Source organism: Desulfosalsimonas propionicica (assembly GCF_013761005.1).
Lineage (GTDB): Bacteria > Desulfobacterota > Desulfobacteria > Desulfobacterales > Desulfosalsimonadaceae > Desulfosalsimonas > Desulfosalsimonas propionicica.
In genome coordinates this window covers 454,943-467,430 of record NZ_JACDUS010000003.1, presented here as the reverse complement: position 1 = coordinate 467,430, position 12,488 = coordinate 454,943, and the positions used below count along the sequence as shown (strand labels likewise).

The following is a 12,488-nucleotide window of genomic DNA, read 5'->3' as shown; positions in this document are numbered from 1 at the left end:
AATCCCCTTTAACCCATTTGCAAAATGCGCATGAGCTTGTCCGGCAGTTGGGAAAACTCCCGCTCCAGGAGCACAAAGGCCAGTTCCGCGCCCAGACCCAAGAAAATCAGGGCCAGGGAAATGTTGATGGGAAAAGACAAAAGAAACACCTGAAGCTGGGAAAAAACCCGGGACATGATGCCCAGGATAAACATGGAAACCATAAGCACCGCCATCACCGGCGCCACCAGCTGCAGTCCCAAAACAAACATCTGGCCGGTCAAATCCATTAAAAACAGAACCGCTCCGCCCTCCATGTCCAGATTTCCCGGGGGCATCACCTCATAGGAACGGGCCATGACACGGATGACCAGGTGGTGAATATCCAAGGCCAGAAAAAGAAGAATGGCAAAGACGTTCTGGAACTGGGAAAGCAGCGGAATCTGCTGCTGATGCTGGGGGTCGAGGATATTGGCGGCTGCAAAGCCCATCTGGTAGCCCACGATGGTTCCCCCGAACTGGACGGCAAAAAAAATCAGCTGGATTACAAAACCCAGCAGAAACCCAAGCATGGCTTCCTGGGCCATCAGGAAGATCAATCCGGCCGGGGTTTGGTCAATGACCGCAAGGGAGATATCCAGCACAGGAAACAGCAGCACCGCCAGGCCTGCGGCCACCCCGAGCCGAAGGCGCATGGCCGCCTGAGAGGCGGTAAAAATGGGAAGCGATCCCATAATCGCCGCCATGCGGGATAAAATCACCAGAAACACATACCAGGTCTCGATTTCAAAAAGTTCAACTGCCAATGATCATGTTTCCGAAAATTTCATGGGCCAGGCCCAGCACGATATTCAAAATCCAGGGCACGGCAATGACCAGGGCCACCAGGACCGCCACGATCTTGGGGGCAAAGGTCATGGTCTGCTCGTTGATCTGGGTGGCGGCCTGAAATATGCTCACCACCAGCCCCACCACAAGCCCGGCGATCATCATGGGCGAGGCCGCCAGCAGCACGGCGGTCACCGCCCGCCGTATGAGTTCCACAACCATTTCTTCAGTCATATGAAAATCCCTTTTCCCCGAATTGCTCCGGATTGCATTTTTCATTTCCGTAAAAAATCTCAGAGGGTAAGGTCAAACGTCCAAGATCAAGGCGCGCAAATTCTGAGGCATGCAGCATACTTTTGTACGTGAAATGACGAAGGATGCAGCGCAACGCAGATATTGGGCGTTTAACCTTACCCTCAATAGAATCCCTGCACCAAAGAACCCACCACCAGATTCCATCCGTCAACGAGCACAAACAACAGCACTTTAAAAGGCAGGGAGATGATAATGGGCGGCAGCATGAGCATGCCCATGGTCATGAGCACCGAGGCGGTGATCATATCGATAACCAGAAAGGGCACAAAAATCATGAATCCGATCTGAAAGGCACGCTTGAGCTCGGAAAGCATAAACGCCGGAATCAGAGTAATAATTGAAATATCCTCCCTGGTTTCCGGGACCTGCTCGTTTCCGGAAATCTGTCTCATCAGCACCAGATCCGCCTCCCGGACCTGACCGAACATGAACTCGCGCATGGGAATGGCGGCTGTCTCCAGGGCCCGGCGGCCTTCAATCTCCTCCTGGAGATAAGGCTGGAGCGCCTCTTCATTGATCTGGGTAAAAACCGGGGCCATAATGAAAAGCGTCAAAAACATGGCCAGACCGATGATAATCTGGTTGGGCGGCATCTGCTGGGTGCCCATTGCCTGACGCAGAAAGGAGAGCACAACGACAATGCGGATAAACGAGGTGGTCATCAGCAAAATGGCCGGGGCCATGCTCAGCACTGTGAGCAGCACCATGATCTGAATCACTGTTGAAATCTGTCCCGTTCCCCCGCCGCCGTCCATCTGAAGCGTCAGGGCCGCAGGTTCCTGTGCTGCGGCATTGCCTGCGGCACAGAGCCATATGGCCGCAACGGCCAGGCCGATACGGACCCAGTGCGCACCCTTCATGATTGGACCTCATCATGGCTGCGGAGGTGTTTTTCAAACTGCCCGGTCGTATTGGCCGCTGCATCAAAATGGTGCAGCAGTTCCATCCGGTCGTTGCCCAATCCCAGAAGCAGGCGCTGGCCGTCAACCTCCACCAGGCACAGCGCTTTTCTCCCGCCCATGGGACGCGATTCCATAACCCGGATACGCCCGCCCTGACGTTTTTCCAGCAGCCGGAAACCTTTTCGGCTCAATGCATGGAAAAGCAGCATGATCCCGATGACAATGGCCATGGCCACGGCCAGCTTTATCCCGGATCGAAACAGGCTTAACGGCTCGGTCTCTGCCGCGCAAAGATCTGCGGGCACAATCAATAAAAAGAAAAACAACAGCCTGGCCATGGACGCTACCTCAGCTTCTCGATGCGTTCAGACGGACTGACCACGTCAATTAAACGCAGGCCGAATTTCTCATTGACCACCACAGCCTCGCCCCTGGCAATAAGCCGGGAATTGACATACAGGTCCAGGGGTTCGTCCGCCAGTTTGTCCAGCTCAATGACTCCGCCTTCTTTCATCTGCAGAAAATCCTTGATCAGCATCCGTGCCCGTCCCACTTCCACGGAAACCTGCAAGGGAACATCGAGTAGAAAATCAATCCCTTTGGCCTGATTGTCACCGTTTCCCCCATTTCCTGCCGCTGATTCCAGCCGCCGCCGGGATGCATCTGTCCGGGAATCCTGCGAGTCCTGTGCAGGGTCTGCTGCATCTTGTTTCTTGCTATCCGCCATGATTTACTCTCCTGCGACTTCCTGTTTGACGAGGCGGACGACCTTTTTGCCGTCCTTTACCCCGGGTTGGGCGCCAAATTTGGGCTGCGCGCCGGCCATAACAGTGACCGGACACTGTTCATCATAATCCAGGCCGATAATATCTCCCTTATCCAGGCTTAAAATTTCCCCGATTGTGAGAATCAAATCCCCCCACACGGCGGAAACCGAAATTTCCATTTTCTCTGCCTCCTTTGTCAAAAACCGACTCCATGAGGCTTCCTTTTTGTCCTCGGCAAGCTGCAGGCCTTCGTTGCGCAGCCGCTCCTTGAATGGCTCCAGGGAGAAATAAGGAATCACGAGCTGGATTTTTCCCTCCAGGTCTCCCACCTTTACGAAAAAGCTGACCTGGATGACCTCGGTTTCCGGGGCCAGGATGTTTAACATCTTCCAGTTGGTCTCCACCCGGGTGATCCGGGTAGCAAGCTGTTCAAGGGGCTCGAACGCCCGGTTGAAAACCCGGCAGCCTTCGGCCATCAGGCCCTTGATGATATTGGCCTCAATGGCGCTGACATCCCGGTCAAATGTCATAAACTCGACACCGCCGGGCATGCCGAACATCACTTCCACCATGCCGAAGCAAAGTGCCTTGTCATAGACAATCAGCGCGTTGCCCTTCAGCGGTTCCAAAGACATCACCCCAAGCAGCCCGGCTTTTTCCTGGCTGACAAGAAAATCTTCAAAAAACCGGGACAAAATTTCCGCCCTGGATACGGTCACGCCCTGCTGAAGGCTGTTGGAAAGAGCAATGGAATAATAACGGGCAAAGGAATTAAACACGATGTCCAGGTTGGCGATCCGCCACTTGCTGTAATTCTGGCCCCGGATCAGGTCAATGCTGGAAACCCGCTTCTCCGCCCTGGATGCGGCAGCCGAAGACATGCCGTCGGCAGGGCCTCCGGAAGCGGGCTCGATTTGCCCGTCATCAAAAGCCAAAAGCAGCTCGTCAATTTCTTCCTGTGTTAAAATCCGTTCCACTGGACGCCTCTTTTTTTGTTATTGAACGACAAAATCAGTAAAATAAAGATTGGTAACCTCACCCTTGCCGGCAAGAGACCGGATCTTGGCCAGAAGATCAGCCTTGAGCTGCATTTTGCCCTGAAGGTCCTTGACATCATCGTATTTCCTGTTGCCCAAAAGCAGCAGCACGGAATCGGTGATCTGGGGTATGCGTTTTTTAACGGATTCGCTGCTGGTCTTGTCCCGGACCTCCAGGGTGATGCCCACTTTCAGAAAACGGGTGCTGTCCCGATGAACGATATTGACCACAAAATCATCCATCTCCACCAGGGGGCCCAGCTCGGTTTTATCCCTGCCGGTATCAGACTGCCGGGCTTCGGCTGAACCTGTTGTGTTCAATGCGCCCAGCAGATAAAATCCCGTACCCGCTGCAACAAGTAAAATCAACAAAACCGGCACCCCGATGAAAAGCAGCCGCTTGACTGGACTGGCGGTTTTCTCCGGTGCTTGTTTTTCCTTTTCCTTTGCCATGACGGCCACTCCTTGGTTCAATGATTAAGGCAATCTTTCAACAATGATGAATCGCAACACCCGGCATCCGGGAATTTGTTTAAAAGGGCAGCTGATCGCTGGAATCCACCAGAAAAGGCAGCTCCTGCCGGTAATCACCGCCGGTTTCCAAAATGAACTCCACCCGCCGGTTCAGAGCCCGGTTTTCCGGAGTATCATTGGGCACCAGGGGTTTTTGGTCCCCGTATCCCACCGCAGACAAACGATCCAGGGAGAGCAGTTCATTTTGGGCAATGAATTTCACCACCCCGATTGCCCGCTGGGCGGACAAATCCCAATTGGTCTGATCCCGTGCACCAAAGGGCTGGCTGTCGGCATGGCCTTCGATGCGGACCTGAAACGGCAGGGGCTTGACCAGGCGGGCCACTTTTCCCAGCACAGGCTCGGCTTCTTTTTTCAGCCGGGTGGAGCCCAGGTCAAAGAGCACCTTTTCCTTGATCCTGAGCACAATGGCACCGCGATCCTTGACCAGCTCAATGTCTTCATCCAGTTCAAGCTTTTGCAGGTCCAGCAGCATTTTCCGGTATACGCTCTGGAGCATTTCCAGGGGAATGGGCTCGATTTCCGGGACAATGACATCGGTCTGGGTTTCTTCCGGGGGCTTGTTTTCCATGATGCCGAATGCCCCCTGCAGGGAGACCACAGCGCGCTGGAACTTGACCTTGTCCATTTCCGCCATGGAAAGCATGAGCACAAAAAAGGTCAGCAGCAAAGTGACCATGTCGCTGTAAGTCACCATCCAGGCCGGGGCTGACGGCCCGTTGCTTTCTTTGTTTTTTTTCTTTCTTTGGACGGCCATGACAATGTCCCCGCAAAATGGCTATTTTTTCTTTTTTTTCTGAAACACGCTCTGCCGGTCCTTGGGCTGGAGGTAGGCGTGAAGCTTCTGTTCCATGACCCGGGGGTTTTCCCCGGCCAGAATCGAGTTCATGCCTTCCACGATCAGCTCCTTTTTGAGCAGCTCGTGCTGGGACCGGGTCTTGAGTTTCCCGGACATGGGCAGAAAAATCACATTGGCCGCAACAGAGCCGTAAAATGTGGTCAGCAGCGCTATGGCCATGGCCGGGCCAATGGTGGAGGGATCATCCATGCTCTGGAGCATCTGCACCAGTCCGATCAGGGTGCCCACCATACCGATAGCCGGAGCATAAGTGCCCAGAGCAGCGAAAATCTCGGCCCCGCTTTCATGACGTTCACGGATATAGTCGATTTCCCGGACCATCATATGCTCCAGGGCTTCGGGCTCATGGCCGTCAGCAGCCATCTGCAGGCCCTTGACCAGAAACGGGTCCTCCACCTGCTTGGCCATGGCCTGCAGCGAAAGAAGCCCTTCTTTTCTGGCCTTGCCGGCAAACTCGGTTAACTGCTCAATGAGCTGCAGAGGCGGGACTTCCTTGTAAAAAAAGGTCTTCTGCGCCACGGAAAAAGCCCGGCGCACCTCGCCAAAAGGATAGTGCACCAGAAGGGCGCCAAGGGTGCCCCCGGCAACGATCATGATGGACTGGGGTTCGACAAAAACCATAATGCCGCTGCCGCTCATGATCGCCATAAGCATCAGTCCGAAAGCAGCCACAATACCCAGAAGCGTTGAAAAATCCATAAACAAGATCTCCTTTTCGCCTCTTTGGCTTGCAAGCTTCATACCAAACCAAGAAAAACAGGACGGACAGAAAGGCACCAATGGCAAACAAGAGGGATGTCTTCAGGCTTTGAGTGATTTTACGGAATTTTTTTGTTTTTCCAAAAGGTGTCGGCGCGCCGGACAATAAAATAAAAAGGGCCGGTCCTGACAGACCGGCCCTGCGAAAAAGACAAATTTTTGACTTGACCTCTACCGCTTGATATTGATCACTTCACTTAACATCTCATCCGTTGTGGTAATGGTCTTTGAGTTGGCCTGAAACGAGCGCTGGGTGGTGATCATCCGGGTAAATTCCTCGGCAATGTCCACGGTGGACTGCTCCAGAGAGTTGGAAAAAATCCGGCCGAAACCCGCTCCCGGGGTTCCGATATCCGCAGGCCCGGAATCCCGTGTGGGGGAGTAGAGGTTGTTGCCCAGCTTTTCCAGGCCGTTTTCATTGGCAAACTTGCCCAGGGCCAGCCGGGCCAGGGAGCGGGATTCGCCATTGGAGTAAGTGCCCGTGATAATCCCTTCGTTGTCCACGCTGATATCATTGAGATACCCGGAGCTGTAGCCGTCTGACTGCTGGGTGACCACCCGGGATTCAGTGGCAAACTGGGTTAAGTTCATGCTGTAGCCCAGGGGATCTCCCTGGCTGGAACCGTTGTCCCACACCAGCTTGTCTTCTGCTATGCTGACTTCCGGCCACGCGCTTCCCATATCCTGCTGCGTCTGGCCGTTAATGGTATTGAGAAGACCGGAATCATCAAAACCAACATTGCCGGTGCCAACCCGGACCTGATCAATTTCGCCTTCTGAATCCAGGGAGATGTCCTCAGCGGTGAAAATGCCCGCGGCCATGTCCAGTTCTGACCCGGCCACCACCTGATTATACTCCCATTGATTGAGATCGGTTTTGCTGAAATAGGTGGTAATCAGATGGGTATTGCCCAGAGTATCATATACCTCCGATGTGGTGGCAAAGTCCGATGAGGCCACGGGGTTGTTGATATCCCACCCGTCGCCGTCATAGTGGCTTATCAGATTTCCAACTGCCGTGCCCCCGTCTTCCAGGAAACCGGATCCGGTATCCAGGGTGTCACCGGCTTCGGTGGTCAGGGTGAGCGTCTCTGTAACATTATCATAGGAAGCTGAAAGATTGGACGCGGTATTTAACACAGTGGCAAGCTCATCCGCGTCTGTTACGTCTCCCCAACCGGCTCCGACTGAGGAAAAATCAAAGTCTCCATCAACAAGCCCGGTGCCGTTTATAATGATATCAACCCCGTCCACACTCCCGGCCTGTCCACCCGTAATGCCGATGGCCGCCTGACCCGGGGTAGCGGCCTTGTTGGTGTCCGTGTTGGCATTGAGGTTGGTTGTCAACTCCACCATGGAAGATGCTTCTCCGGGCACAGAGGAGCGGGTATTGATCTGGATATCACCGGCCAGGTCCTGGAACTCGCCGCCTCCAATATGGTCATAGCCCTGCACCACATAATTTTCGGGGTTGACCATGTAGCCTTCCTCGTTTAGCCGGAAAGCCCCGGAGCGGGTAAAGCTGCTGGCCTGGGCATCCGGGTTGCGGACCATGAAAAAGCCGGTGCCCTCGATGGCCAGGTCCAGGCTGGAACTGGTGCTTTCAATGGAGCCCTGGGTGAAAATATCATCCACAGTGGACAGCCCCGAGCCTCTTCCCACCTGGCTGGTTCCGCCCGAGCCCGATACCGTGTCCGGGATCAGGTCTGCAAATAGCGTTCTGCTGGCCTTGAAACCTGCGGTGTTGGAGTTTGCCAGGTTGTTTCCGATCACGCCCATGGCGCTGGAAAAGGATCGAAGCCCGGAAATGCCGCTGTTCATTGCACCGCCTAAACTCATGGTCGTATCTCCTGTTTTATAAGGGTAAATTCATTTTTTGCGTTCATTGCCCGGGCGCGTCAAAATTATGACATGCCCGGATATCCCGTGTCGTGTTACCGCACCCGGGTGATTTCCGAAACCTGCACCGGCCCGTTGTCGGTCAGCAGAGTCTGATCTGAATCCGAGAAATCCGCACCGGTAATCCGGCTTTCCACCAGAGCCCGGCCCTCGGTTTCCTCGCCATCGGCGTTTTTGCCCACAGCCGAAAAACTGTATTTCCCCGGGTCAAGGGGTTGGCCCGAACTGCTGGTGCCATCCCAGGTCACCCAGTTCTCTTCGCTTCCCGGGGCAGGCGCTTCGACCCTGCCCACGGTCTGGCCGTTTTCATTTTGAATATAAAGGGTGGCTGACTCCACGGAATCCTGGAAGGAAAAACCCAGTTGGGCCTGCTCGCCGTCAAAAACAAAAGCATTGTCATTGACCACCACATTCCGGTCAATAAGCGAGAGCGCAGAGAGCCGTCCGAATTCCGAGGACAGGGTGTTGATGGACGCCATGCTTTCACTGATGTTGGTGAGCTGCTCCAGTGAACTAAACTGGGCCAGTTGGGCGGTAAATTCAGTGGGGTCGCTGGGATTGAGCGGATCCTGGTGTTCCAGCTGGGAAACCAGGAGTTTTAAAAAATCGTCTTTGCCCAGATCCTTGGCCGCCAGCTTGGATGCCTCGGCTGCACCTGCTGACCCGGTTGACTGCTGGAGCGTTTCAATGGCGTTCATTTGCTTTTTTCCTCCTTGACTTATACCCGCAGGCTCAGACCCGAAGCCTGATTGTAAGCCGCCGGGTTCTCAGATTCCGCTGATTGGGCCAAACGGTTTTCATCGGATTCCGCTTCACCGTTGAAAGTTCTCCGATCGGCCGGAAAATCCCCTTCCTGGTCCTCAAAGCCGGAAGCATTCTGATCCGTGCCGGAATCCACGCTGACCTGAAGGCCCGAAAGATCAATGCCCTGATCGGCCAGTGACTGATGCAGGGCCGGCAGGTGCCGCTCCAGAATGGCGGCCACCTGCTGGTTCTGGGGATGAAGGTGAACGTGCAGGCTCCCCTGCTCAGAAACGAGTTTGACCTTCACGCTGCCGAGCTCCGGGGGGTGAATCTGAATGGTCATATTGCCCGATCCCTGGCGCACACCGGTAAACAGGCGCACGGAAACCTGGTTGACCACCTGATTTTCCGCTGCCTTTACCTGGCTGTCAAACGAAGCCCCCCCGGGCTGAACCACATTGGCGGCATTTTCCACCCGCTCAAGCAACCCGGTGGTCGTGGCCGACGTATTCATGTTCACACCAGTCGGGCCGCCGCCGTCCTTTAACAGGTTCTGTCGGTTTTCCGTCCTTTCCGCGGCCACGGCTTTTTCCATGTTGCCGGAGACCAGGGAGTCGAGCATGGCCCGGAGATTATCAGAACCGGATTCCTGTTGAGGCCGGGCGGTTCGCCCGGTCTTGGCGGAATTTTCAATCAATTGAAATTCATCGGATTTCTCTGATGCCTGAAGCCGGACCTGCAGGGAATTCGTGTCTTCGGGCAGTTCGTTTCCCCGGGCGGTTTTGGCTGCCAATTCCTGCAGGGCCTGCATGGCCGTATCCGCGGACAGACCGGCATTGGCAGCACCTGCCGCACCTTGTCCCTGAACGGAATTTTTCAATACTACCGGGGTTTCCGGCATCAAATGATAAGAGCGCTCTGCAGTTGCCTGGCTGCCTCCCTGAGAATCGATGCGGCCCGCCCGGCCCCCGGATTCCGGAACGTTTTTCTGCCCGTTCTTTAAATTGTCCACCAGGGACTGCAGCAGCACGCGCATGGATTGACCCGTTTCAGACCGGCTGTCGTGTCCGGCCGGTCCACCTGCTATTTGTGCCACGATCCGGCGAATCTCGCTGTCCGGTCCTGAATTCATGGCATCTTCAAACACGGCCGTTAAATCGCCGTTCTGCCCGGCGCTTTGGCCAAAACCGCCGTTGACAAGCAGATTTTCCAGAACCCGGGCCTGGCCTGAACTGTTCCCGCGGCCCGGCATATCAACCCGCCCGTCGGGGTCAAAAGCAGAATTCAGAATGCCGGCCGAAAGCCCGTTCTTTTCCAGAAAGTCAAGGATCTGTCCCAGCAATTGCTCCATCTCCCGATCTGAAATCACCTGGGATTGCCCCCCGGTTCCGGCGGTCTCCATGACCTTGCCGCCCTCTGACCCCGCCGTCCGTACAAGCATTTGCCAAAAATTGGCTGCGTTGTGGGCATCCTTGCCGGCGCATCCGCCCTCAGTGCCAGGGCCCTGGAGGCAATCCCGGGAGGTAGCGGTGTTTGCGTGCATTAAACCAAGCTGCGAAAAGATCATGCTGTTTTATCCCTGTCTATCCAAGAATCCGGTTTTTTGTGCTTACGGATTGAGCCGGCCCAGGGAGGTACTGTAGGCCACGGCTGTTTCCTGTTCCATGTTGTCTAATATCTCGCCTGCGTATTTATCCCGCATCATGGAGAGAACCGATACCGCCAGATCCTTGTCCATGGCCGCCAGACTTGCTGCTGCGCCGGCGGGATTGCGTTTCTGATAGATTTTGCTGAGCTGTTTGACTTTTTCATTTTCCGTCTGCTCTTTTTCAGCCAGCATTTGGTCAAGTTTTGAACGAAGTGTCTTTAGCTGCTCGATTTTCTTATCGACCTCCTCCTGCAAAATCTTTAATTCATTTTCGCGCCGATCCAGCTGCCTTTCCCGCTCAGCGAATTTCCTCCGCTCCTGCTGGAGCCGGTCCAACATCCTGCGGGCCTCGGTGCCGATGTCTTCGCACTCAAAAATTACCTCCGGCTCCTGGGCCCGGGCATCTGGTGCAGCCAGGCCAGCCAGGGCCACTGCCGCCATACAGACAATCACCTGCAGACCGAGCTTCATTTTCCCCCTCCGAATCCCAGAATTGCCACCTCATCTGTTATCAGGCGCTCCTGGCGGGCCTGATTTTTCTCTTCCGCATCGCTGCGTTTTTGCCTGAGCTTTTCCAGAATTCGCTTTTTCTGCCTGGCCTTTACCAATTTCTGCTGCTTTTCGGCCACCGCTGCCTCGGCCCGGGCCTGTTTTTCCTCCAGCCGGCGCAACTGATCCTGTTTTGCACATATACACTGTTGGTACAAAAGCACCTCTTCCATACGAAAATGGCCGGCCTTGGCTGATTCAAGCTCCAGGCAGAGGCGCTGTCTTTCCTTTTCCGCCTGCCTGCGCGCTTCGGCCACCGCGTTTTTATGCTCCATGGCAACCACAACCGCCTGATGTGCCTGATCGGAAAGCCGTTTCCGGTAATCCAGCAGGGACTGGAGTTTAAACGATTTCATCAAGTCTCCTTTTCAAACAGTTTTTTCATCTGCTTCCGGGTCTGCTCCATGGTGGCTTGTTCGGACAAATCCTGACGCAGAAAATGGTTTACCGGCTCGATGAATTTCAGGGCATTGTCGATTTTCGGGTTGCTGCCGGGCTGGTAGGCGCCGATATTGATCAGGTCCTCCTGTTCGGCATATACGGCCAGGATTTCCCGGATCCGGGCGCTGTGCCGCGCATGCGGCTCATCCACCAGCCGGTTCATGACCCGGCTGGTGGAATGCAGCACATCAATGGCCGGGTAGTGGTTTCTGGCCGCGATATCCCTTGACAGGACAATATGACCGTCGAGTATGGAGCGTACCGCGTCTGCCACGGGCTCATTCATGTCGTCGCCTTCCACGAGCACTGTAAAAAGGCCCGTGATACTGCCCATGTCTGAAAAATTGCCCGCGCGTTCCAGCAGCTTGGGCAGGCGCGAAAAAACCGAGGGTGTATATCCCTTGGTGGTGGGCGGCTCGCCCACAGCCAGCCCGATTTCGCGCATGGCCATGGCAAAACGAGTCACTGAATCCATCAGCAGCAGCACGTGCTTGCCCTGGGCACAAAAATATTCCGCCACGGACATGGCAATAAACGCCCCGCGCATGCGCAGAAGCGGGGACTGATCCGAGGTGGCTGTCACCACCACGGAGCGGGCAAGCCCGTCCTCGCCCAAATCGTCTTCGATAAACTCCCGCACTTCCCGGCCCCGTTCACCGATCAGGGCAATCACATTGACATCCGCCCGGGTGTTGCGGGCCATCATTCCGAGCAGAACGCTTTTGCCCACGCCCGAGCCGGCCATGATGCCCATTCTCTGGCCTGTACCGCAGGTCAGCAGACCATTGATACTCCGGACCCCCAGGTCCAGGGGGTCATTAATGGGGCTTCGTTCCATGGGACTCGGCGGAGCCTGATAGAGCCGGCGATAATCCGTATATTCAATGGCCCCTTTGCCGTCCACAGGGTTTGCCATGGCATCCACCACCCGACCCAGCATATCCGGGCCCACCTGGATATGGGCGCTGGCATCCATCACCCGGATCAGGCTTCCGGAACCCAGACCGTGCATTTCCCCCAGGGGCATGAGAAGGGCCGACTGGTCCCTGAACCCAACCACCTCGGCCCATATGCACTGGCCGCCGTTGAGGGGCATGATCTCGCACAACGAACCAATGGTCGCACTGGGGCAATGGCCTTCTATGACCATGCCCACAATCCGGGTGACTTTTCCCCGAACCCGCATGGGATTAAACTGCTTAAGGGAGCTGACAACACGATCCATGA

General features: G+C 55.3%; 15 protein-coding genes. All 15 read right to left on the bottom strand.

The window, feature by feature from the left end:
- Nucleotides 1-8: 8 nt before the first annotated feature.
- The 15 genes from fliR to fliI all read right to left on the bottom strand — a co-directional run bounded on the left by fliR (nt 9) and on the right by fliI (nt 12,486).
- Nucleotides 9-785 carry a flagellar biosynthetic protein FliR gene (fliR, locus tag HNR65_RS08060; RefSeq protein ID WP_181550961.1) on the bottom strand — a complete coding sequence of 259 codons (777 nt, stop codon included), beginning with the start codon at nt 783-785 and terminating at the stop codon, nt 9-11.
- Nucleotides 775-1,041, bottom strand: a complete 267-nt coding sequence (gene fliQ / locus HNR65_RS08055) for a flagellar biosynthesis protein FliQ (RefSeq protein WP_181550960.1) — start codon at nt 1,039-1,041, stop codon at nt 775-777. Before fliQ ends, fliR begins: the two co-directional genes overlap by 11 nt.
- Before the next feature lie 182 nt (nt 1,042-1,223).
- Nucleotides 1,224-1,982 carry a flagellar type III secretion system pore protein FliP gene (gene fliP / locus HNR65_RS08050; RefSeq protein WP_181550959.1) on the bottom strand — a complete coding sequence of 253 codons (759 nt, stop codon included), beginning with the start codon at nt 1,980-1,982 and terminating at the stop codon, nt 1,224-1,226.
- Nucleotides 1,979-2,362: a FliO/MopB family protein gene (locus HNR65_RS08045; protein WP_181550958.1), complete on the bottom strand. Its 384-nt coding sequence runs from the start codon at nt 2,360-2,362 to the stop codon at nt 1,979-1,981. Before HNR65_RS08045 ends, fliP begins: the two co-directional genes overlap by 4 nt.
- 5 nt (nt 2,363-2,367) lie before the next feature.
- On the bottom strand, nt 2,368-2,751 hold the full coding sequence (gene fliN, locus HNR65_RS08040; RefSeq protein WP_181550957.1) for a flagellar motor switch protein FliN: 384 nt from the start codon (nt 2,749-2,751) through the stop codon (nt 2,368-2,370).
- 3 nt (nt 2,752-2,754) lie between these two features.
- Nucleotides 2,755-3,768, bottom strand: a complete 1,014-nt coding sequence (locus tag HNR65_RS08035) for a flagellar motor switch protein FliM (protein WP_181550956.1) — start codon at nt 3,766-3,768, stop codon at nt 2,755-2,757.
- An 18-nt stretch (nt 3,769-3,786) separates the two neighbouring features.
- Complete coding sequence (locus tag HNR65_RS08030) at nt 3,787-4,281, bottom strand: flagellar basal body-associated FliL family protein (RefSeq protein ID WP_181550955.1); 495 nt, start codon at nt 4,279-4,281, stop codon at nt 3,787-3,789.
- Between the two features lie 79 nt (nt 4,282-4,360).
- Nucleotides 4,361-5,119, bottom strand: coding sequence for an OmpA/MotB family protein (locus HNR65_RS08025; protein WP_181550954.1), 759 nt, complete (start codon nt 5,117-5,119; stop codon nt 4,361-4,363).
- 21 nt (nt 5,120-5,140) lie between these two features.
- Entirely contained in the window at nt 5,141-5,920 is a 780-nt protein-coding gene (locus HNR65_RS08020; protein ID WP_181550953.1) for a motility protein A, read from the bottom strand.
- 231 nt (nt 5,921-6,151) lie between these two features.
- A complete protein-coding gene (locus HNR65_RS08015) occupies nt 6,152-7,819 on the bottom strand; it encodes a flagellar hook protein FlgE (RefSeq protein WP_181550952.1) in 1,668 nt (555 codons plus the stop codon).
- Between the two features lie 95 nt (nt 7,820-7,914).
- Nucleotides 7,915-8,577, bottom strand: a complete 663-nt coding sequence (locus HNR65_RS08010) for a flagellar hook assembly protein FlgD (protein ID WP_181550951.1) — start codon at nt 8,575-8,577, stop codon at nt 7,915-7,917.
- A 20-nt stretch (nt 8,578-8,597) separates the two neighbouring features.
- Complete coding sequence (locus HNR65_RS08005) at nt 8,598-10,166, bottom strand: flagellar hook-length control protein FliK (RefSeq protein WP_181550950.1); 1,569 nt, start codon at nt 10,164-10,166, stop codon at nt 8,598-8,600.
- Between the two features lie 66 nt (nt 10,167-10,232).
- Nucleotides 10,233-10,742 carry a MotE family protein gene (locus HNR65_RS08000; protein ID WP_181550949.1) on the bottom strand — a complete coding sequence of 170 codons (510 nt, stop codon included), beginning with the start codon at nt 10,740-10,742 and terminating at the stop codon, nt 10,233-10,235.
- On the bottom strand, nt 10,739-11,176 hold the full coding sequence (gene fliJ / locus HNR65_RS07995; protein ID WP_181550948.1) for a flagellar export protein FliJ: 438 nt from the start codon (nt 11,174-11,176) through the stop codon (nt 10,739-10,741). The genes HNR65_RS08000 and fliJ overlap by 4 nt, the downstream gene beginning before the upstream one ends.
- Entirely contained in the window at nt 11,176-12,486 is a 1,311-nt protein-coding gene (fliI, locus tag HNR65_RS07990) for a flagellar protein export ATPase FliI (protein WP_181550947.1), read from the bottom strand. The genes fliJ and fliI overlap by 1 nt, the downstream gene beginning before the upstream one ends.
- Nucleotides 12,487-12,488: the final 2 nt, after the last annotated feature.